General features: G+C 72.2%; 20 protein-coding genes. 12 read left to right on the top strand and 8 right to left on the bottom strand.

Going from position 1 to position 20217, the window contains the following annotated elements:
- The first annotated feature begins 9 nt into the window (after positions 1–9).
- Genes REH65_RS28710 through REH65_RS28725 form a run of 4 tightly spaced genes read left to right on the top strand, consistent with a single transcriptional unit; the run spans position 10 to position 5454 of the window.
- Positions 10–1593, top strand: a complete 1584-nt coding sequence (locus REH65_RS28710) for a class I adenylate-forming enzyme family protein (protein WP_406689882.1) — start codon at positions 10–12, stop codon at positions 1591–1593.
- Complete coding sequence (locus REH65_RS28715; RefSeq protein WP_406693260.1) at positions 1590–2357, top strand: class I SAM-dependent methyltransferase; 768 nt, start codon at positions 1590–1592, stop codon at positions 2355–2357. The genes REH65_RS28710 and REH65_RS28715 overlap by 4 nt, the downstream gene beginning before the upstream one ends.
- Positions 2354–3838, top strand: a complete 1485-nt coding sequence (locus REH65_RS28720; RefSeq protein ID WP_406689883.1) for a CoA transferase — start codon at positions 2354–2356, stop codon at positions 3836–3838. Before REH65_RS28715 ends, REH65_RS28720 begins: the two co-directional genes overlap by 4 nt.
- The gene (locus REH65_RS28725) at positions 3835–5454 is read left to right on the top strand and encodes a class I adenylate-forming enzyme family protein (RefSeq protein ID WP_406689884.1); all 1620 of its coding nucleotides are present in this window, start codon (positions 3835–3837) and stop codon (positions 5452–5454) included. The genes REH65_RS28720 and REH65_RS28725 overlap by 4 nt, the downstream gene beginning before the upstream one ends.
- On the opposite strand, the gene REH65_RS28730 is transcribed toward REH65_RS28725, so the two are convergent.
- Positions 5418–5948, bottom strand: coding sequence for an EF-hand domain-containing protein (locus tag REH65_RS28730; RefSeq protein WP_406689885.1), 531 nt, complete (start codon positions 5946–5948; stop codon positions 5418–5420). The genes REH65_RS28725 and REH65_RS28730 overlap by 37 nt on opposite strands.
- A gap of 104 nt (positions 5949–6052) precedes the next feature.
- On the opposite strand from REH65_RS28730, the gene REH65_RS28735 reads away from it, so the two are divergent.
- Positions 6053–7162 carry an amidohydrolase family protein gene (locus REH65_RS28735; protein WP_406689887.1) on the top strand — a complete coding sequence of 370 codons (1110 nt, stop codon included), beginning with the start codon at positions 6053–6055 and terminating at the stop codon, positions 7160–7162.
- A 209-nt stretch (positions 7163–7371) separates the two neighbouring features.
- Here REH65_RS28735 and REH65_RS28740 read toward each other — a convergent pair whose 3' ends face one another.
- Positions 7372–8046: a TetR/AcrR family transcriptional regulator gene (locus REH65_RS28740; protein ID WP_281453423.1), complete on the bottom strand. Its 675-nt coding sequence runs from the start codon at positions 8044–8046 to the stop codon at positions 7372–7374.
- Between the two features lie 137 nt (positions 8047–8183).
- Between REH65_RS28740 and REH65_RS28745 the strand changes: the two genes are divergently transcribed.
- Together REH65_RS28745 and REH65_RS28750 are read left to right on the top strand one after the other, a co-directional pair.
- Positions 8184–9317, top strand: coding sequence for an acyl-CoA dehydrogenase family protein (locus REH65_RS28745; RefSeq protein WP_281454001.1), 1134 nt, complete (start codon positions 8184–8186; stop codon positions 9315–9317).
- Positions 9318–9487: 170 nt separating this feature from the next.
- Positions 9488–9661: a hypothetical protein gene (locus tag REH65_RS28750; RefSeq protein WP_406689888.1), complete on the top strand. Its 174-nt coding sequence runs from the start codon at positions 9488–9490 to the stop codon at positions 9659–9661.
- Positions 9662–9838: 177 nt separating this feature from the next.
- On the opposite strand, the gene REH65_RS28755 is transcribed toward REH65_RS28750, so the two are convergent.
- Genes REH65_RS28755 through REH65_RS28765 form a run of 3 tightly spaced genes read right to left on the bottom strand, consistent with a single transcriptional unit; the run spans position 9839 to position 12503 of the window.
- Positions 9839–11095 carry an amidohydrolase gene (locus REH65_RS28755; protein ID WP_406689889.1) on the bottom strand — a complete coding sequence of 419 codons (1257 nt, stop codon included), beginning with the start codon at positions 11093–11095 and terminating at the stop codon, positions 9839–9841.
- A complete protein-coding gene (locus tag REH65_RS28760) occupies positions 11092–11790 on the bottom strand; it encodes a hypothetical protein (protein ID WP_281453420.1) in 699 nt (232 codons plus the stop codon). The genes REH65_RS28755 and REH65_RS28760 overlap by 4 nt, the downstream gene beginning before the upstream one ends.
- 14 nt (positions 11791–11804) lie before the next feature.
- Positions 11805–12503 (bottom strand): DUF5058 family protein, encoded by a 699-nt coding sequence (locus REH65_RS28765; RefSeq protein ID WP_281453419.1) that lies wholly within the window; start codon positions 12501–12503, stop codon positions 11805–11807.
- Positions 12504–12651: 148 nt separating this feature from the next.
- Here REH65_RS28765 and REH65_RS28770 point away from each other — a divergent pair, with 148 nt between their 5' ends.
- The 3 genes from REH65_RS28770 (at position 12652) to REH65_RS28780 (ending at position 15153) form a co-directional block, all read left to right on the top strand.
- Positions 12652–13677, top strand: coding sequence for an Lrp/AsnC family transcriptional regulator (locus REH65_RS28770; RefSeq protein WP_406689890.1), 1026 nt, complete (start codon positions 12652–12654; stop codon positions 13675–13677).
- A 390-nt stretch (positions 13678–14067) separates the two neighbouring features.
- Complete coding sequence (locus REH65_RS28775; RefSeq protein ID WP_406689891.1) at positions 14068–14532, top strand: DUF4396 domain-containing protein; 465 nt, start codon at positions 14068–14070, stop codon at positions 14530–14532.
- Positions 14533–14604: 72 nt separating this feature from the next.
- A complete protein-coding gene (locus REH65_RS28780) occupies positions 14605–15153 on the top strand; it encodes an N-acetyltransferase family protein (RefSeq protein WP_406689892.1) in 549 nt (182 codons plus the stop codon).
- A 294-nt stretch (positions 15154–15447) separates the two neighbouring features.
- Here REH65_RS28780 and REH65_RS28785 read toward each other — a convergent pair whose 3' ends face one another.
- Both REH65_RS28785 and REH65_RS28790 read right to left on the bottom strand, forming a co-directional pair.
- Positions 15448–15837: a YchJ family protein gene (locus REH65_RS28785; RefSeq protein ID WP_406689893.1), complete on the bottom strand. Its 390-nt coding sequence runs from the start codon at positions 15835–15837 to the stop codon at positions 15448–15450.
- 21 nt (positions 15838–15858) lie between these two features.
- A complete protein-coding gene (locus REH65_RS28790; protein WP_406689894.1) occupies positions 15859–17196 on the bottom strand; it encodes a sulfatase-like hydrolase/transferase in 1338 nt (445 codons plus the stop codon).
- Positions 17197–17393: 197 nt separating this feature from the next.
- On the opposite strand from REH65_RS28790, the gene REH65_RS28795 reads away from it, so the two are divergent.
- Positions 17394–18515, top strand: a complete 1122-nt coding sequence (locus tag REH65_RS28795; protein WP_406693261.1) for a methyltransferase — start codon at positions 17394–17396, stop codon at positions 18513–18515.
- Positions 18516–18580: 65 nt separating this feature from the next.
- Positions 18581–19798, top strand: coding sequence for a cytochrome P450 (locus REH65_RS28800; protein ID WP_406689895.1), 1218 nt, complete (start codon positions 18581–18583; stop codon positions 19796–19798).
- On the opposite strand, the gene REH65_RS28805 is transcribed toward REH65_RS28800, so the two are convergent.
- On the bottom strand, positions 19795–20052 hold the full coding sequence (locus REH65_RS28805; protein ID WP_406689896.1) for a hypothetical protein: 258 nt from the start codon (positions 20050–20052) through the stop codon (positions 19795–19797). The two genes, REH65_RS28800 and REH65_RS28805, sit on opposite strands and share 4 nt — an antisense overlap.
- Positions 20053–20217: the final 165 nt, after the last annotated feature.

Below are 20217 nucleotides of genomic sequence, written 5' to 3' on the forward strand. Positions count from 1 at the left end.
GAGTTCGCGTTGCTACCGCACGACATGGGTGTGCTCTTCGAGCAGGCCTCCGCCCGAGGGCGCACCACGACGATCCACCTCGACCGGCCCTTCGACATCGCCCCCGAGACTGGGCTCCGCCACGACGTGACCGCGCTGGCCGAACTGGTGCGCGCCGCTTCGGGCTGGTGGGTCGCGGCGGGCGCGCGGCCCGGCGGGCGGGTGGCCATCCTCAAGGACGACCACTGGGACGTCGACCTGCTGGCCTGCGCCGCCATCCGCGCCGGGGCCGTCCCGGCGAAGCTCTCCCCGCACCTGTCCGCCGAAACGGCCTCGGCACTGCTCAAACGCCTCGAACCCGACGTGCTGGTGACCTCGCCGCGGGTGCTCGGCCGCGGCGTCGCCGAGGGCGTGGACCTGGCCTCCTTCGCCCGCACGACGGTGAGCACCGCGCCCGCGCCCGGCACCGTGTCCCTCGACGAGCTGCGCGGCAGCGCCCCGCCCGAGCCGCAGCGCCGCGACGACGACGCGCCGCTGATCATCACGCACTCCTCGGGCACCACCGGCGTCCCCAAGCTCGTCGTGCACTCCACCCGCACGATCATCGGCAACCTCGCCCGCTTCGAAGCCCTGCCGACGCCGGTCGTGGGGCTGCGCCGCGACGACGTGGTCGCCACCGCCAGCGCCTACGCGCACGGCCGCACCTTCAGCTGGACCGCCGCGACCATCGCCGCCGCGCCCGCCGAGATCGTCGTGCTCACCTCCCAGGACCCCGATCGGGTCGACCCGCTGCTGCGGGAGCACCCGCCGACCGTGCTCGAAGGTCTGCCCTCCGCGTTCGTGCGGTTCAAGCCGCTGACCACGCGGCTGGCCAACCCGTTCCGCCGGGTCAGGCTGTTCATCAGCACCTACGACGCCGTGCACCCGCCGACGCTGCGCGCCTACCTCCGGGCCAGTGGCCGCAAGCACCCGGTGTGGCTGGACGGGTGGGGCCAGACCGAGACGGGACCGCTGACGTTCCGGCTGCACCACCGCTCCTCGGTGCAGCGGCGCCGCGCCCGGGCGCACCCGGCGGGACGGCCGGTCCCGGTGAAAACCCGCCTGCGCGTGGTGGATCCGGCCACCTTCCACCCGGTCCGGCCCGGCGAGAGTGGGCTCGTCCTGGCCCGCACCCGCGCGCTGTGCCTGGACTACCTCGGCGAGACCGAGCGCTACGCGACCAAGAAGCGCGGGCGGTGGTGGAACACCGGGGACCTCGCGATCCGGGGACGCGACGGCAGCGTGCACCTCGTGGACCGCGAGGTCGACTGCGTAGCAGAGGGCAGCTGCCTGGCCACCGAGGACACCCTGGAGGAACGGCTCCCGCACGCCCTGGAGTGCGTGCTGCTCGCCCGCGCCGAGCACCCGCCGCTGCCGGTCGTGGTCACCGCCGACGGGACGCTGTCGGAGCACGCCTGGCGGCACGCCTGCCACGGACTTCCCGAGATGGCCGATCCCGTGACGCTGACCTGGGACGACGTGCCGCGCACCGGGACCGGCAAGGTCCGCAGGCTCGCCCTGCTCGACCGGCTCACCGGCAGCACCGACACCTACGGGACCGGGCGGTGGACATGACCTACGCCTTCACCGACGAGGAGCCGCGCGTGGCGGAGCAGCACCGCTGCCTGGCCGCCGCCTACGACGGCATCACGACCGCCCGGCTGGAAGCCCTCGGCGTCGGCGACGGCTGGCGGTGCCTCGACGTCGGCGCCGGGCGCGGCAGCATCGCCCGCTGGCTGGCTCACCGGGTCGCGCCCACCGGGAGCGTGTTGGCCACCGACCTCGCCCCCGTCGACATCGAGCCGCACCCGAACCTGACCGCGGCGGTGCACGACATCACCACCGACCCGCTGCCGGACGAGCACTTCGACCTCATCGCGGTGCGGATGCTGCTGCAGCAGTTCCCGCAGCGAGAAGCGCTGCTGGACAAGCTGATCCGAGCGCTCAAGCCCGGCGGTTGGTTGCAGGTGGACGAGCTCGACACCTCCTACGAGCCGGTGCTGGTGGCCGCCGACACCGCGCTGTACGAGAAGTTCCTCGCCGCCAAGACCGAGCACATGCGCTCCCGGGGAGGCGATCCGGAGTGGGGTCGCAAGGCCGCCGTCGCGATGCGCGCCGCCGGTCTGGTCGAGATCGACCCGCGCCCGCACATCGGGTCTCGGCACGCCGGATCGCCCGAGCTGGCGCTGCAGCTCAACCACACCCACCACCTGCGGGCCGGTTTGCTGGCCGCCGGGATGACCGAGGCGGAACTGGTGCGGGTGCGCGAGGTGATGCGTGATCCGGGATTCCGCGCCTCGTCCAGCGTCCTGCACTCGGTGCAGGGGAGGAAGCCGTGATCGCCGAGCGCGTCGCCGCCGGGCTCCTGCGCGAGCTCGGCGTGGCGCCCGAGGTCTGGTGCGACGTGGACTGGGCCGGTCCGGTCGAGATGACGTTGCGCGACGAGTCCGCGGTGCAGGCCGCATGCGGGATCATGCACGTCCACGGCCGCGCGTCCGGAGGCCCGCGCAGGCTCGGGGTCGACTACGCCTCGGCGGTGGCCGGGGTGCTCGCCGCGCAGGCGTCGCTGGCCGCCGAGCTGGCCCGGGCGCGCGGGGCGCGGATCGAGTCGGCCCGCACCTCGGTCGCCCAGGCCGCGCTGCTGGCGGTCGGGCAGTACCTCGCGGTGGCCACCACCGATGACGACTGGGACGAGCGCTGGGAACCCGGCGAGCGCCCGCCGTTCCGGTCGCGCGAGGGCATCCGATTCGAACTGGAAACCCTGCATCCCGAGGGGTGGCAGCGGTTCTGGAGCGCCCTCGACGCCGAGCAGGCCGATATCGCTGCGGGCTGGTGGCCGTTCCAGCAGCGCTTCGCCACCGCCTCCTGCTCGCTGCCCCCGGGGCTGTTCGCCCGCACCAGGCGGTTCCCGCTCCGCGAGCTGCTGCGGGCCGCCGAGGACGCCGGGGTGAGCGTGCTGCCGGTCCGCGCCGAGCGCGACCAGCCGACCCGCGTCCCGGCGGTCACCCTCCACGACCTGCCGGGCGGGGCGCGCTCCCGCCCGTGGACGGGAGGGCGACCGCTGGAGGGGATCGTCGTCGTGGAGTCCACCCGCCGGATCCAGGGCCCGATGGCCGGGCACGTGCTGGAGATGCTCGGCGCCGACGTCGTCCGCGTCGAGCCCCCGGGCGGCGACCCGATGCGCGGCATCCCGCCGATCTCGGGGGACGTCTCGGCGCGCTTCCGGGTGCTCAACGACGGCAAGCGCGTCGCCGAGATCGATCTGAAAACCGCTGCGGGGAAGGAGGAACTGCGCGAACTCGTCTCCGGCGCCGACGCGTTCGCGCACAACTGGGCGCCCGGGAGGGCCGAGCAGTACGGGCTGGCCGCCGACGACCTCGCCCGCGTGCGGCCCGGGCTCGTGCACGCGTGGTCGTCGGGCTGGGCGCCCCTGCCCTGGCCGGACCCGCCGCTGGGCACCGACTTCCTCGTGCAGGCCCACAGCGGGCTGGCCGCCCCCGACCGCGCTCCGTCGCTGATGACGCTCACCGACATCATGGGTGGGCTCGTCTGCGCCACGGGTGTTCTCGCCGCGCTGCTGCGCCGCGAGCGCACCGGGCTCGGCGCGCGCGTGGACAGCTCGCTGTACTCGGCGGCGGGCGTGATCCCCCGGAAACCCAGCGGTTCCGGCCGGTTCGTGTGGCGCGACGGCCGGCCCGTCCTGCCCGACGGCACGCCCGTGCGCACCGACCTGCGCGAACTGGCCGCCGACCCGCGCTTCAAGCGCGCGCTGACCCGCACGACGCACACCGCACCGCAACCACCCTGGGAGTTCGCATGACCTGGACGTCCCGCAACGGCATCGAGATCCGCGACCTGGTGCCCGCCGAACTGCGCAGGCACTGGGTCGAGCAGGGCCTGTGCCCCGACCGGCCGGTCTACGACCTGTTCGTCGAGCGGGTGCGCGCGCACCCCGACCGCGAGGCCGTCATCGACGGCGAGGTCGTGCTCGCTTACCGGGACCTCGACGACGAGGTGCGGCGGGTTGCCGCAGCGCTGAGCGCGGACGGCCTCGGCGAGGGCGACATCATCGGCATCCGGATGCCCAACGGCTGGCGCATGATCGTCGCCGAACTCGCCGTCGCCGCGATCGGGGCGGTCGCCCTGCCCTACCCGGACGGGTCCGGTGCCCAGGACACCCGCAGCCTGCTCGGCCGGTCCCGCGCCGCCGCGGGCATCTTCACCGATCCCGCCGACGTCGAGGTCGCCTCGCAGCTGCCGACGCTGCGCCGCGCCTTCCACTTCGACGACCTCGACAGCGGAACCGACTGGTACCCACCTGCTCTCGACCCCGAAGCCCCGGCGCGGATCCTGGTCACCTCCGGGTCGCAGTCCGAGCCGAAGATGATCGCCTACTCGCACAACGCGATGGCCGGCGGGCGCGCCAACTACGTCCGCGAGCTCGGCGGCGGCGACGAGCCGATGCGCGCCCTGGTGCTGATGAAGCTCTCCTCCGGGTACGGGTCGCTGGTCACGCACGTGGGCATCGCCGCGCTCGGCGCGACCGCCGTGCTGCAGCGCGGGTTCGACGCCGGCGAGGCGCTGCGCGCGGTCACCCGGCACCGGCCCACCCACCTGTTCGGCGTGCCCACCATGCTGCGGCGGCTCGCCGAGCACCCCGCCGAGCCGGGGGAGGACCTGTCGAGCCTGCGGGCCGTGGTCTCCAGCGCGGCACCGCTGTCGGACGTCACGGCGCGCGCCTGCACCCGCCGGTTCGGCGCCCGGGTCATCACCGTCTACGGCTCGTCCGACGGGATCAACTGCCACACCGCGCTCACCGGCACCGGGAACGGGTCGGGGACCGGGATGCCCGACCCGGAGGTCGCCGACATCCGGATCGTCGACGAGCTCGGCTGCGACGTCGGCCCCGGTGAGGCCGGGGAGATCTGGGCGCGCGGGCCGATGACGCCGCTGAGCTACGTCGCCGATCCCGGCCTCGACCAGCGCTACCGCACGCGCGGCGGGTGGGTGCGCAGCGGTGATCGCGGCGTGCTCGACGAGCTCGGCCGGTTGCACGTGCTGGGACGGCTGGAGAACGTCGTCTCCCGCGGTGGGTTCAAGATCAGCCCGGCCGAGGTGGAGCGCGAGCTCGGCGCGCACCCCGCCGTGGTGGACGTGGCGTGCGTGCCGGTGCCCGACGAGGAGCTGGGGGAGCGGCTGTGCGCGTGCGTCAGCCAGGCCGCCGGCAGCGCCGAGCTGTCGCTGTCCGACCTCACCGAGTTCCTGGAGCACGAGCGGGGGCTGGAGCGGCGCAAGCTGCCGGAGTACCTGCTGCGCCTGCCGGAACTCCCGCTGGCCCCGACCGGCAAGGTCTGCCGCCGCACCGTCACGGCGCTGGCGGTGGACCACGTCGCCGCAGGTCAGCCCGCGATGAGCTCGACGTCGAGTCGGCCGTAGTGGTAGTCGCGGATCGTCGCGAGGAGTTCGTCCAGGCACAGCGTCCCCGCGCCGCCGACGACGTGCTCGAAGGCCGCCCCGGCCTGGGTGTCGTCGAGTCCGAGGGCCGTGAGCCACCGGACGAACTCCGCGCGGTCGATCCGGCCGTCCCCGTCCCCGTCGCACACGCCGATCACACCCGCCGCGACGGGCCGCAGGGCCCGGTTGAACGCGGCCTCGCCCTGCTCGAAGATCAGGTCCTCGGAGATCTTGAGGAACTGCACCTCGCTGATCGCGGCGTCGGGTGAGACCCCGGCGTGATCGGCGCAGAGCTCGAAGAGCCCGCGCAGCGCCTCCCGCAGCCGCACCGATTCCGGTGCCTCCGGCGGCGCGTCGAACGCCGCGGCGATGCGCAGGGCCTCGCGTTCGAAGTCGTCCCGGCGCAGGCCGCCCCGGCCGTCCCGGTCCCATCGGTCGAAGCGGGTCTTGATCCGTCCCCGGACAACGCTGCGCACGCTTTACCATCCACAGTAGACGTCGAAAATCGTTGTTGTGACGCAATAATAATTCGGATCGCGCGCCCCTGCCAGCTCGCGCGGAGGTCGGGTACCGTGCGGGGGTGGAAGAGCTGCGCGCGGGTGTCGAGGACGTCGCACTGGTGGACCACCACGTCCACGGCGTGGTGCCGGGCGAGCTCGACCGAGCCGGGTTCGAGTCGCTGCTCACCGAGTCCGACGCCCCGATCCCTGGCTGGATGACGCAGTTCGACTCCCCGCTGGGGTTCGCCGTCCGGCGCTGGTGCGCGCCGGTGCTCGGTCTGGAGCCGCACGCCTCGCCGGAGGAGTACCTGGCCGCGCGGGTCTCGCTGGGCGCCGCCGAGGTGAACCGGCGACTGCTCGCGGCCTCGGGGGCGGGGCGGTTCCTGGTCGACACCGGCCTGGGCGGCGGGATCGCGGAACTGGCCGAGGCGTCCGGGAAACCGGTGCACGAGGTGGTGCGGCTGGAGTCGGTGCTGGAGGACGTCGGCCGCTCCGGCGTCTCGGCGGCCGAGCTGCCCGCGCGGTTCCAGGAGGAGCTGTCGCGGCGGACGGCGTTCGCGGTCGGGCTCAAGAGCATCATCGCCTACCGGTTCGGCTTCGGCTTCGACCCGCGCCCACCGGGTTCGGCCGAGGTCGTGCGCGCGGCCGGGCGCTGGCTGCGCGACGGCGCGCCCCGGGTGTCGGACCCGGTGCTGCTGCGGTTCGCGCTGTGGGCCGGGGTGGAGCGCGGCCTGCCGCTCCAGCTGCACGCGGGTTTCGGCGACCCCGACCTGGACCTGCACCGCTGCGATCCGCTGCTGCTGACCGGGTTCCTGCGCGAGGTCGCACCGCGCGGCGTGGACGTGCTGCTGCTGCACTGCTACCCGTTCCACCGCAACGCGGCCTACCTGGCGCAGGTGTTCCCGCACGTGCACTTCGACGTCGGCCTGGCGATCAACCACACCGGCGCCCGCGCGACGGCGGTGCTCGCCGAATCCCTGGAGCTCGCCCCGTTCGCCAAGGTCCTCTACTCCTCGGACGCCTGGGGCCTGCCCGAGCTGCACCACCTCGGCGCCCGCCTCTGGCGCCGCCGGATGACCGAAGTCCTGTCCCGCCACGTCGATTCCGGGGAGTGGGCGCTCGACGACGCGCTGCGCGTCGCCCGCATGATCGGCCGCGACAACGCCGAGCGCGTGTACGGCCTGGACTAGAAGCTGTTCGAGCATCACTTTGCTTGGCAGTAGCGGAACCTGAGCGGCTCCGTGGACTCCGCGCGTCGCTCCTGATGCACGCCAACGCACGGCGTCCCGACGCGCTCGCCACGAAGCCGCTCAGGTTCCCCCCGGAGGAGACGACACGGCGGTGCCGGCTGAGTCCCACACCTGAGGCAGCGGCTGACACCGCCCCTCTCAAACAGCCCCTAGCTCGGGCGGAAGACCTGGTCGTCGGGGATGTCGATGCCGAGCTGGGCGAGGAGTTCGATGAGCACGACGGCGATCTGGCGGCTCACCCGGTCGGCGAGCTCCTCCTCGGTCTCGTCGTGGTGGTCGAGCCACCAGATGATGCTGGCGTCGACCATTCCCATCAGGCCCGCGAGCACGCCGTCCGGTGGTGCGGCGGGCAGTTCGGCGGCGTCGAGGTAGGCGCGCATCGCCTCCACGATCTCGTTGAGGAAGCGGGTGCGTCCCATCCGGGCGCGGTGCAGCGCCTTGGTCTGCTGCTGGGCGGCGACGAACCGGTAGAGGTTGGGGTGCTCGGAGGCCCACGCGATGCTGGCGGCGACGATCCCGCGGATCACCTCGAACGGCGTCCCGGCGCGGGTGAGGTGCGGCCGGACGCGGCGGATGAGCTCGGTGGCGGCGAAGCGCGTGACCTCGGCGTCGAGCTGCTCCTTGCTCGCGAAGTGCCGGTAGACGTTGGGGCGCGGGAGGCCGGCGCGGTCGGCGATCTGCGCCATGCCCACGTGCGGGCCGGTCTCGTCGATCGCCTCGACGGCGGCCGAGACGATCTGCGCGCGCCGCGAGTCGTTGTCCGGGGACGCCTTGGCCGACCGGCGCCGGACCGTGGAATCGACCCATCTCGCCACGTTCACCACGGCGACACCGTACCTGCTGATGCACCCCCTGCTGATACACCTTGTACCCAGTTCGGAACGCGTGCTACAACCTGTATCCAGTACTCCATCGTTCCGTAATGGGAGGATTCGCCGTGCCCGCTCGCCCCTCGCCCTGGATGACCGAGGAACTCGACGACCTGCGCGGACTCGCGCGCACCTTCGCCGAGAAGGAGATCAAGCCCCACGTCGAGCGGTTCATCGCCAACAAGCAGGTCGACCGCGAGCTGTGGACCAAGGCCGGCGAGATCGGCCTGCTGTGCCTGTCGATCCCGGAGGAGTACGGCGGCTCCGGCGGGACCTTCGCCCACGAGGCGGTGGTCATCGAGGAGCAGGGGCGCGTCGGCGACAGCTCCTGGGGCGCCTCGCTGCACAGCGGCATCGTCGCCCACTACCTGCTCGCCTACGGCACCGAGGCGCAGAAGTCCGAGTGGCTGCCGAAGCTGGCCAGCGGCGAGGCCGTCGCGGCCATCGCGATGACCGAGCCGGGCACCGGCTCCGACCTGCAGGGCATCGCCACCAAGGCGATCCGCGACGGCGACGAGTACGTGGTCAACGGGGCCAAGACCTTCATCACCAACGGCTACCAGGCCGATGTCGTGCTGGTGGCCGCCAAGACCGACCCGGAGGAGGCCGCGTCCGGGATCTCGCTGGTCATCGTGCCCACCGACACCCCCGGCTTCAAGCGCGGCCGGGTGCTGGACAAGATCGGCATGAAGGGGCAGGACACCTGCGAGCTGTTCTTCGACGACTGCCGGGTGCCCGCCTCGAACCTGCTCGGCGAGAAGGAGGGCGAGGGCTTCGTCCAGCTGATGACGCAGCTGCCGCAGGAGCGCCTCATCGTGGCCGTGGCGTGCGTGGCGGCGATGGAGTTCGTGCTGGACGAGACGCTGAACTACGTCCACGAGCGGGAGGCGTTCGGCCGGCCGATCTTCAAGTTCCAGAACACGAAGTTCGAGCTGGCCGAGATCGCCACGGAGGCCCGGGTGGCGCGGTCGTTCCTGGACGAGTGCATCGAGCTGCACGTCAAGGGCGAGCTCGACATCCCGACCGCGGCGATGGTCAAGTACTGGTGCTCGGAGCGCGCGATGAAGGTCGCCGACCAGTGCCTGCAGCTGTTCGGCGGCTACGGGTACATGGAGGAGTACCCGGTGGCCCGGGTGTTCACCGACATGCGCGTCCAGCAGATCTACGCGGGCACCACCGAGATCATGAAGGAGATCATCAGCCGGTCGCTGCCGACCCCGAGCTGACCCGGTGCACGTCGGTCCGGCCGCTCGGGTTCACCGGGCGGCCGGACCGGCGTTTTGGCGTCAGGTGCCCGAAGTCACCCGCTGTGAGGTGTTTACGGACGATCCCCTGATCGTTAGTTTGGTGGCCGCCGACCGGAGTTAACGCCGACGTTACGGGGAGGGATCGGGCGATGGCGCCTCTTGACCTGCTGTGCGCGCTGCTGATCCCGCTCGCCGTCGTCGTCGGCACGGCCGCGGCGATGTCCGGCCGCCGCGTCCTCGCCCAGCGCCTCGCGGTCACCTCGGGTGCACTCGCAGTAGCGGGCCTCGCCCTCGTCTCCGCCATCTCCCTCTTCGGTCTCTGATCCCGCATCCCCGCGTCTCCGGCGTCGAGGTCGTCACCAGGGGACAGTTTTTCCTCGAATTGACCGGACATTTCGGGCATTGATCATGGGTGATTCGAGGAAAAACCGTCCCCCGGGCGACACCTTCGCCCCTCTCCCGCGACCTCATCCACCCGGAGGCGATGGCGGCGGACCACCTCACCGCGGCTCGTCGTCGAGGAACTCCAGCATCCCCACCACCGCGGCCTCCACCATCCGCGACAGGGTGGGTTCGAGCACCGGTGCGAAGAACGGCGAGTGGTTCCCCGGCACGACCTCGCCGTCGGCCTCGGCCCGCGCGTGCCGCTCGGGATCGGTGCCGCCGATCGTCCAGAAACAGTAGGGCACGCCGATGGCCTCGCCGAGCACGCCGAAGTCCTCGCTGCCCATCATCGCCTCGGCGGCGCGCACCGAGCCCTCGCCCCAGTGGGCGTCGAGGGCGGCGGTGACCCGCCCGGACACCGCCTCGTCGTTGACCAGCCTCGGGAACGCCGACAGCTCGGTGATCTCGGGCTCCGGCGCGCCGGAGGCATCGGCCTCGGCGCGGATGATGCGCCGCAGCGCCTCCAGCACGCGGGCGCGCACGGCGTCGTCGAAGGTGCGGACGTTGAGGGTGAACATCGCCGAGTCCGGGATGATGTTCTCCTTCAAACCGCCCGCGATGCGCCCGACCGTCACCACCGCCGACGACAGCGGGCTCACCTCCCGCGACACCACGCCCTGGATGCGGGTGATGGTGTGCGCGACCTGCACGATCGGGTCCAGCGCGAGGTCCGGCTGCGACCCGTGGGCGCCGCGCCCGCGCACCACGACCTGCCACGAGTCGGCCATCGACGCCGCCGTCCCCGTCGCGCAGCCCACCACCCCGGCCGGACCGGACATGACGTGCTGGCCGAGCACCACCTCCGGGCGCGGCGCCCGGTCCCACAGCCCGTCGGCGACCATCGCCCGCGCACCGGCCGCGACCTCCTCGCCGGGCTGGAACAGCAGCACCAGCGTCCCCGACCACGCCTGCCGCGCACCGGCCATCAGCGTCGCGGCGGCCAGCAGCGAAGCGACGTGGGTGTCGTGCCCGCAGCCGTGCATCACCGCCGTCTCGGTGCCGTCGGGCAAAGTCCCGGTGGCCGTCGAGGCGTAGTCGAGGCCGGTGCGCTCGTCGATGGGCAGCCCGTCGGTGTCGGCGCGGAACGCCACCACCGGTCCGGGGCCGTTCTCCAGCACGCCCACCACCCCGGTCTCGCCGCAGCGGAACGCCGGGATCCCCAGCGCGTCGAGGCGCTGCTCGATCAGCGCCGCCGTCTCGTGCTCCTGCATGGACAGCTCGGGGTGGGAGTGCAGGTGGCGGTACAGGGCGTGCAGGTCGTCCCGGACGTCGTCGAGTCCGGTCAGGACCTGTTTGACAGCGGTCGCGCTCACGCGGAAACCTCCGCTCGCTCGTCGGATTCGGACTTCTCCGCCTTCGGGCGGAAGACCAGGCACAGCGCCACGGCGGCCAGCACGCACAGCGCCATCGCGAAGGTGCTCGTCGCGGGCGCCAGCTGGACCAGCACGAACACGCCGATCAGCCCGCACAGCACGGAGATCACCACGGTGCGCAGGTGCCGGGCGGTCATCGCCGACTGCACCAGCACCGGCCCGAAGATCGCGGGCACCACGTAGCCGAAGACCTCCTGCACGCCCGCGGGCAGCACCGATACCAGCCAGGTCCCGAGCAGCCCGACGAACACCAGCAGCGACACCAGGTGCACGGCGGCGGCGCCGGTGATGGCCACGACCGCGGCGATCTCGGCCTTGCGGGTGCCCTGCTTGGCGCCGATCGCCTGCTGCGCGGCCACGGCCGAGGGCAGCAGCTTGTTGGCGATGTTGCCGATCATGAAGGCCTGGTAGGTCGCCGCCGGGCCCAGCATCGGGTAGTAGGAGATCGGTTCGACGAACCAGATCACGCCGAACACCGCCGCCACCGCCAGCCACGCCTGGGCCACCAACCCGAAACCGGGCCACAGACCGGCGCCGAACATCAGGTACACCGGTCCGGCCAGGGAGATCACCAGGCCGGCGAGCATCGTCCAGCGGCCCCACCGGGAGGTGGTGCGCTCGAAGTCGTCAGTCATCACGTACCTCCCGCTCACAGCGCGATCCCGGCCGCGGCCAGGCCGACGGCCATCGAGATCCCCAGCGACCACTCCTGGAGCCAGCGCGCCCCGAGGCGCCGGGCGACGAGCTGGAGCAGCAGCATCGCCGCGGCTCCGGCGAGGAACGCCACGAGGTGCACGCTCGACTTGGCGGTCTCGGCCAGTCCCAGGTAGCTGAACGCGGCGATCATCGCGGCGCTGGGCACCACCGCCATCACCGCGGGGTCGAGCGCGCGGACCTTCGCGTCGGCGCGCTGCAGGATCGGGGTGAACACGAGGGCGGTGATCATCCACGCGGCGCCGCCGACGGACATGGTGAACAGCACCAGCGCGAACGCCCGGCCGTCGTAGCCCGCGCCGCCGAGCTCGACGCCGGCGGCCTCGGCGGCGGTCTGGGCCGCGGCGGTCTCGAACCCGGCCGAGCCGATCAGGCCGATGCGGGTCAGCACGGCGGGGGTGCCGAACATCGCGATCAGCCCGATCGCGACGAACACGACCGCCAGCGACGGTCCCACGGCCGACAGCGCCCCGACGCGGAACGCGCTGACCAGCTCCTTCCGGCTCATCCCGGCTTCGGGGGCGCCGCGGACGGCGGCGCGCCAGTAGACGGTGGACTGCACGGCGATCACCGCGAACACGGCGAGCGCGGCGATCCACAGGATCGGTGAGTGGGCGATGCCCGGGGTGCTCATCCCGGCCTCCAGAGGTCGATCACGGCGCACGCCGGCGGCGGGGCCCCGTCGCACCGGCTGGCGTGCTCACTTGCTGGATGCGCCGAATCATGCCCCGTTCACGCGCGGGGTCTCGTTGATGCAAAGAACTTCGAATACGGTCGTTTTCGTGCAGGATTCTTCGAAAGTCGACGAGACGGACCTGAGCCTGATCCACGCGCTGCAGATCAACCCGCGCGTCACCTGGACGCGGCTGGGCGGAGTCCTCGACGTCGATCCGTCGACGCTGACCCGGCGCTGGCGCCGCCTCACCCGCGAGGGCCTGGCGTGGTTCAGCTGCTACCCGCGCCGCAACCCCGCCTGGAGCGGTCACGGCTGGCAGGCCAACGCGTTCGTCGAGGTGGAGACCGTTCCGGGCAACCGGCGCGCGGTCACCGAGGATCTCGCCAAGCTCAGCAACGTCTGGAACATCGACGCGACCTCGGGCCGCCGGGACCTGATGCTCACCGTCGCCTCCGCCGGCGTCATGGAGCTCGACGAGGAGGTCATGACCTCCATCGCGACGGTCCCGGGCGTGCGCGCGACCCGGACGCACTTCTTCCGCCGGATCCTGCGCGAAGGCGGTTCCTGGCGGCTGGACGCGCTCTCGCCCGATCAGCAGCGCGCGCTGAAACCCGCTTCGGCGCAGGGCAAGTCGCGGCCGGGGGAGCGGGACCTGGCGCTGCTGGGGATGCTCGGGCCCGACGCGCGGTTACCGGCGTCGGAGGTGGCGCGGCGCCTCGGCTGCTCGACGGCGACGGCGAGTCGCTGGATCGAGCGGCTGCTGGCCTCGGACTACGTCGCCACCCGCTGCGAGGTCGCCCACTACCTCGCCGGGTGGCAGGTGGCCGCGACCCTGTGGCTGGACGTGCCGCAGCGCGAGCTGACGACGGTCGCCGCCGCGATCGCCTCGCTGCCGGAGATCCGCTTGTGCGCCACGATCGGCAGCGAGGCCAACCTGGTCGCGCAGGTGTGGCTGCACCGGCTGGAGGACTTGGACGAGTTCGAGGAGCAGCTGGCCACGGACTTCTCCGGCACGCGGGTGCTGGACCGCTGGATCACGCCGCGCTTCGCCAAGCGGATGGGGCACACGCTGCGGGCCGACGGTCGCCGCAAGGACTTCGTGCCGTTCTTCGCCGAGTGCGAAGCGGCCTGAACACGCAGCAGCCCCGGAGCCGCTTCCTCCTCGATGAGGAGGCCGAACCGGACGCAGTTCGGGGCTCCGGGGCCGGGTAGCTGCCTGGTATTCGCCGACCGCGCTCCCGTGCGGGGATCCCGCGGGATCGTCGCGCGCTCGGGTCGGCAGGAGTGCCGTGGGCGGTCCTAGCGGACAGCCACCTCACAAGTCCTGTTGGTATTCAACGTCGGACCACCTCCTTTCCTGTGTACCCGCAGGCTATGACTCGTCCGGGGGAGCGGGCAACAGATTTTTCTCGACCCCGTTCTGCCAGGTCAGAGCGATGGCCGTGGTGCGGCCCGTGTTGCGTACCCATACCCCCTAGGGGTATGTTCGGCCCAGTCGAAACGGACCAACCGGGAGGTCGTCATGGACCACCACCACACCGCGACCGAGGGGCGCGCGCTGACGCGCTCGGCGATCAGCGCCACGCTGCACTGCCTGACCGGCTGCGCCATCGGCGAGGTCCTCGGCATGGTCATCGGCACGGCGCTGGGCTGGGGGAATCTGGCCACGATCGTGCTGGCCGTCGCGCTGGCCTTCGTCTTCGGCTACAGCCTGACGATGGCGCCGGTGCTGCGCGCGGGGCTCGGCTTCGGCGCGGCACTGGGCGTCGCGTTCGCGGCCGACACCCTCTCGATCACGGTCATGGAGATCGTCGACAACCTGTTCATGGTCCTCATCCCGGGGGCGATGGAGGCCGGCCTGACCAGCTGGCTGTTCTGGGCATCGCTGGCGGCCGCGCTGGCCATCGCCTTCGCGCTCACCGTCCCGGTCAACCGCGCCCTCATCGCGCGCGGCAAGGGTCACGCGGTCATGCACCGGTACCACTAGCCGGTCGGGCGGGCTCCGCCCGAACCGCGACCGGCAACGCCGCTGGTCGCAGCGCCGGTTAGGCTTCGCGGCATGCCCATTGCAGTACGCCTGGCGACCGAGGAGGACCGGCCCGCGATCCTCGACCTGCTCCGCTCCGCGCACGAGGCCGCGGTGCCCGAGGAGGAGCGGGGCGAGCGGGGGTTCGTCCAGGGTGAGTGGGACGAGGCGGCGCTGGAGGCCTTCGCCGGCGGGCCGGGCATCTTCCTGGCCGAGGACAAGGGCAAGATCGCCGGAGTCGTGCTCACCTCCGAAGGTGACGGCCCGATGCCCCCGCCCGCGCAGCGGACGGTCCAGCTGACGAGCAAGCTCGAAGGTCCGGTCCTCTACTACGGCCCGGTCGTGGTGGCCCCGAAGTACCGGGGCAGGGGAGTGGTCCGCCTGCTGCTCTCCGGCATGGCCCTCATGCTCGGCGACCGCTACCCGAGCGCCGCGTTGTTCATCGAGAACACCAACCAGCGCTCGCTCAAGGTCCACCGCGCCCTCGGCATGACCAAGCACGCCCGCTTCACCCTCGAAGACCGCACCTACACGATCTTCACCTTCACCCCCAAGTCCTACCTCCCCAAACCGGCCAGATAACCCCACCCCTCACCCACCCAGACGACCCCCGGTCGAAAACCCCGGTTTTCGTCGCTCGAAAACCGCAGTTTTCGCACGACGAATGTTGCGGTTTTCGACGCGATGAATGTTGCGGTTTTCGACGCGATGAATGTTGCGGTTCTTGACCGCGGGGGTGGGTGGTCTCCGGATGTGGATCTCGGGTTTGGGGGCGGGGTGTGCGGTGTTCGGCAGGGGTGGTTCTTCCTCGAATCACCCATGATCGTTGTCCGAGATGTCCGGTCAATTCGAGGAAGAACTGTCCCCTGGTGACGTTCACGCCTCGACGTCGCCGTCCACGTAGAGCCAGGTCTTGGCGGTTCGGGTGAAGCGGCTGCGCTCGGAGAGGACGTGGGTGCGGCCGTCGTGGCGGTAGCGGGCGATGAAGTCGACCGTGCCCTCGGCGTCGAACGGGCCGCCGCCGGTGCGGGAGACGATCTCCAGGCGCAGCCAGCGCTGCGCCGGGTCGAGGTCGAGCTCGGCCGGACGGGTCTTCGGGTGCCAGGTGCGCAGCAGGTAGTCGGCGTCGCCGACGGCGAAAGCGGAGTAGCGCGAGCGCATCAGCTGCTCGGCCGTGGCCGCGTCGCGTTCACCGGCGTGCAGCGGGCCGCAGCACGCGGAGTAGGGCTCACCGAGGCCGCACGGGCACAGGTCCTTGACGCTCACCTGCGCATCTTCGCATCCGGATCACCGCTTCCGCCTGGTGCGCTCGACCGCGGCGGCCCGGTTGCCGCGGACGTCGTCGTTGAAGATCCGCGCCCGCTCGGCCAGGGAGTCGCGGATCAGCGGGTGCGCGGCGGCGACGTCGGTGGTCTCGCCGGGGTCGCGGTCCAGGTCGATCAGCATCTCGCGCCCCAGCTCCGGCCACACCGTGGCCGGCCACAGCAGCTTCCACCGGTCCTGGCGCAGCGCGGCGACGTTCCACACCCAGTCCTGCCGGACCTCCCCGTTCGGCCCCTCCTCCAGATCGCCGTAGAAGTACAGCGTGCGACCCGGCGGCATCGGCTCGCCGGCCAGCGCGGGAGCGATGCTGATGCCGTCGAGCGGGCGGTCGGCGGGCGGCGCGGCACCGGCCAGGTCGGCCAGCGTCGGCAGCACGTCGACGAACGAGATCGGGTACCGGTTCTCGGCGACCGGGACGCGCCCGGGCCAGCGGGCCAGCAGCGGCACCCGGATGCCGCCCTCGAACGGATCGGTCTTGCGCCCGCGCAGCCCTCCGGTGCTGCCCGCGTACCACGGTCCGTTGTCGCTGGTGAGGATCACCAGCGTGGAGTCCACCAGCTCCAGCGCCCGCAGCTCGTCGAGCAGCCTCCCCACCTGCCGGTCGACCTCGCGGACGATGTCGGGGTAGCGGCCGTCGACACCGCCGGTCTCCTCGGGCACGTGGAACGGCTGGTGCACCGCGCTGTGCGGCACGTAGGCGAAGAACGGCCGCCGCTCGGCGGCGCTCCGGCGGATGAACGCGATCGCGGCGTCGGTGTACTGCCCGGCCAGGACTTCCTGCCCGCGCTCGGTGTTGACGTCGTCGACGGCCACCGCGTCGCCCCGGTACAGCGGAAGTCGCCGCTCGTCGCCCCAACCCTGGTCGTTGCTGTAGGGAATCCCGCAGTAGTGGTCGAAACCGTGCGCGGACGGCAGGAATTCGGGCTGGGCGTCCCACGGGTTGCCGGACAACCGCGGGTCGCCGAGGTGCCACTTGCCGAAGACGCCGGTGCGGTACCCGGCCGATCGCAGCACCTCGGCCACGGTGCGCTCGAACTCCGGCAGCCCGCGTTCCTCCTCCGGCCACAGCACCACCGGCAACCCGACGCGCTGCGCGTAGCGGCCGGTCAACAGCGCCGCGCGGGAGGGCGTGCAGATGGGCGCGCCGGCGTAGGCCTGCCGGAAGGTCGTGCCGCGGCGGCCGATCTCGTCGATGCGCGGTGTGGCGATCGGCGAGCCGTACCAGCCGAGGTCCCCGTACCCCAGGTCGTCGAGGACGATCAGCACGATGTTGGGCCGTGATCCCGAGAGCGCACCGGACATGTCCCACCTCTTGCTGCGGTGCGCTCGATTCTCCCCGGTGAGCGGGCGGTTTCCCGTTCTTGCCACACGGACGGCCCACGAATGTCGATCGTCCGGCCCAACGGATTCCGGCTCGTGGGAGGATGGGGGCAAAGTTGGAGAACCGGACGCACTCCTGCGGAGCGCTGCCCGACCCGAGGCACTCGCAGGAGCAGGCGTTGAAGACGATCAGCTGGTCCGAGAACGGATCGACCCACTCCGCCCGCTGGCATTCCGAGAACTCGGCGCCCGCGCCCTCGACCGTCGTCGTCATCGACGACCGCACCACCGCCAAGGCCGCCCACCGCACCGCCGAGTCCGGCGCGGCGATGCTGTGCCGCGGCGACTTCCACGCCGTCCGGCGCCTGGTGCAGGACCTGGACCGCCGCCTGCGCCGCCTCCGGCCCGAACCCGAGGGCGGCGACCCCGCGGAGCTGTTCCACGCGCAGCGCACCGCCCGTGCCGAGCGGGCCGAACTGCTCGGCAAGGTGCTCGTGCTGCTCGACGCCGAGCACCGGCCGCAGCTGCGCGGCGCGCCCGACGTGCGCGAGGCGTGCGCGCACGCCTACGGCGAGCCGACGGGGGAGCCGATGTGCGTGTCGGTGCCCGAACTGCTCGGCGTGATCAGCGCGCACCAGTGGCACCTGACCGGTGTCGACGTGCCCGCCCTCGGCGCGAAGATCCGTCCCGACTACGGCGTGTTCTCCCCGGTCCGGGGCGAGTACGTCGACCTCGTCGCCGCCGCGCCGCTGCCCTCGCCCGAGCCGGCGGTGTTCGACCTCGGTACCGGAACCGGCGTCCTGGCAGCGGTTCTCGCGCGGCGCGGCGCTCGCGTGGTGGCGACCGACATCAACCCGCGCGCCGTGGCCTGCGCCCGCGCGAACGTCGAGGACCTGGGGCTCGTCGAGCGGGTGCGGGTCGAACTCGCCGACCTGTGGCCGAGCGGGCGCGCCGACGTCGTCGTGTGCAACCCGCCGTGGATCCCCGCGCGGCCGACCTCGGCGCTGGAACTCGGCGTGTACGACGAGGATTCGGACGTCCTGCGCCGATTCCTGGACGGTCTGGCCGATCATCTCGAACCGGGCGGTGAAGGCTGGTTGGTGCTCTCCGACCTCGCCGAACGCCTGGGCCTGCGCACCCGAGCCGAGCTCCTGCGGCGGATCGCCGAGGCGGGTCTGTCCGTGGTCGAGCGCCACGACACCGCGCCGCGCCACCCGCGCGCCGCGGACCCCACCGACCCGCTGCACGCGGCTCGTCGGGACGAGGTCACCTCGCTGTGGCGGCTCACCTCGCGCACCTGAGCCGCCCGTGAAAGGGCTGTGCAAGCGGAAGATCCTAGCGTCGGAGATCGAGTTGGGAGACCGCTATGAACTCCATCGATCTGTCGGACCTCGACTTCTGGGCACGGCCCCGCTCCGAGTGGGACCGGGCGTTCGCCGCGATGCGCGCGGCCGATGAGCCCGTGCACTGCCCGCTCGCCGACGGCACCGGTTTCTACGCCCTCACCCGCTACGACCAGGTCGCCGAGGTCAGCCGCAACCCGCAGGTGTTCAGCTCGGAGCCCGTCGCCGTGGGGCTCGACGACCCGCCACCGGAGGTCGACGAGCTGATGGGCTCGATGCTCAGCTTGGACGACCCGCTGCACGCGCGGCTGCGCCGCATCGTGGCCCGCGCCTTCACCCCGCGCATGATCGACAAGGCTTCCGACGACGTCGCCCTGCTGGCCACCGAGATCGTCGACGCGCTCGTCGAGCGCGGCCCGTGCGACTTCGTCACCGAGGTCGCCACGCCCATGCCGCTGGAGATCGTGTGCCGGATGATGGGCGTCCCGGCCTCCGCGCGACCCGAGGTCGTCGCGGCCACCAACGACCTCATCGCCGCCGTCGGCGACCCCAACCACGAGGACCCGCGCGGCCGCTCCCGCACCGAGGTGCTGCTCGACAGCGCGCGGTACATGCACGAGCTGATGGGCGAGCTCGCCGTGGCCCGCCGGGCCGAGCCGGCCGACGACGTGGTGACCGCGATGGTCCACGGCGACGTCGACGGCGAAGCGCTCAGCGACCTCGAACTGGGCAAGCTCTTCGTGCTGCTGGTCGTGGCGGGCAACGAGACCACCCGCAACGCCCTCTCGCACGCGCTCGCCCTGTTCACCGAGCACCCCGATCAGCGCGACCTGGTGCTGGCCGATCTCGACGGGCGGCTGCCGACCGCGGTCGAGGAGGTCCTGCGCTACGCGACCCCGGTGAACTGGATGCGGCGGACCGTCAAGCACGACGTCGACCTGCTGGGCCAGCGCTACCGGACCGGCGACCGGCTGATCATGTACTACGTGTCGGCCAACCGGGACGAGACGGTGTTCGTCGACCCCTACCGGTTCAACGTGCTGCGCAACCCCAACCCGCACCTGGGCTTCGGTTCGCGCGGACCGCACTTCTGCCTCGGTGCGCACCTGGCGCGGCGCGAGATCCGGCTGATGCTGCGGGAGCTGTTCACCCGCGTCCCCGACATCCACGCCACGGCCGAACCGGTCCGGCAGCGCACCAGCTTCGTCCACGGCGTCACCGAGCTGCCCTGCGCCTTCTAACGGCCTCCGGCGCGCAGGGCGGTGCGGATCATCGGCCACTGGAGGGGGAGCCGGGCCAGCGTTCCGGCGAAGAAGGCGGCGGACTTCGCACCGGGCTTGCGGCGGGCGCGCTTGCCCGCGTCGACGCTCATCTTGACGTTGCCGGGCAGGACGCCGACCAGCAGCGCGGCGCTGGCGAGCCCGGCGGCGCCGCGGGTGCGCGGGTGCAGCAGCCCGGCGGCGCACGCGATCTCGGCGACCCCGGAGACCTCCACGGTCGTGCGCGCGGGCAGTGAGGGATCAGCGGCTCGAAGATCTGGGGTCTGACCAGGTGCAGCACCCCCGAGGTGGCGAACAGCCCGGCGAGCCCGGCGATCGGCAGGTCCAGCGGCGGCGTCGAACGAGCGGTCATGCGTTCGAACGTAGTTGACGCGCGCAAC

It is taken from the genome of Saccharopolyspora sp. ID03-671 (assembly GCF_045278815.1).
Taxonomy (GTDB): domain Bacteria; phylum Actinomycetota; class Actinomycetes; order Mycobacteriales; family Pseudonocardiaceae; genus Saccharopolyspora; species Saccharopolyspora ipomoeae.

Coding starts and splice junctions, on each gene's coding strand:
- REH65_RS28715 (WP_406693260.1), top strand. CDS start 1,590: ATGACCTACGCCTTCACCGACGAGGAGCCGCGCGTGGCGGAGCAGCAC.
- REH65_RS28725 (WP_406689884.1), top strand. CDS start 3,835: ATGACCTGGACGTCCCGCAACGGCATCGAGATCCGCGACCTGGTGCCC.
- REH65_RS28745 (WP_281454001.1), top strand. CDS start 8,184: ATGACCGAGGAACTCGACGACCTGCGCGGACTCGCGCGCACCTTCGCC.
- REH65_RS28750 (WP_406689888.1), top strand. CDS start 9,488: ATGGCGCCTCTTGACCTGCTGTGCGCGCTGCTGATCCCGCTCGCCGTC.
- REH65_RS28760 (WP_281453420.1), bottom strand. CDS start 11,790: ATGACTGACGACTTCGAGCGCACCACCTCCCGGTGGGGCCGCTGGACG.
- REH65_RS28765 (WP_281453419.1), bottom strand. CDS start 12,503: ATGAGCACCCCGGGCATCGCCCACTCACCGATCCTGTGGATCGCCGCG.
- REH65_RS28775 (WP_406689891.1), top strand. CDS start 14,068: ATGGACCACCACCACACCGCGACCGAGGGGCGCGCGCTGACGCGCTCG.
- REH65_RS28780 (WP_406689892.1), top strand. CDS start 14,605: ATGCCCATTGCAGTACGCCTGGCGACCGAGGAGGACCGGCCCGCGATC.
- REH65_RS28790 (WP_406689894.1), bottom strand. CDS start 17,196: ATGTCCGGTGCGCTCTCGGGATCACGGCCCAACATCGTGCTGATCGTC.
- REH65_RS28800 (WP_406689895.1), top strand. CDS start 18,581: ATGAACTCCATCGATCTGTCGGACCTCGACTTCTGGGCACGGCCCCGC.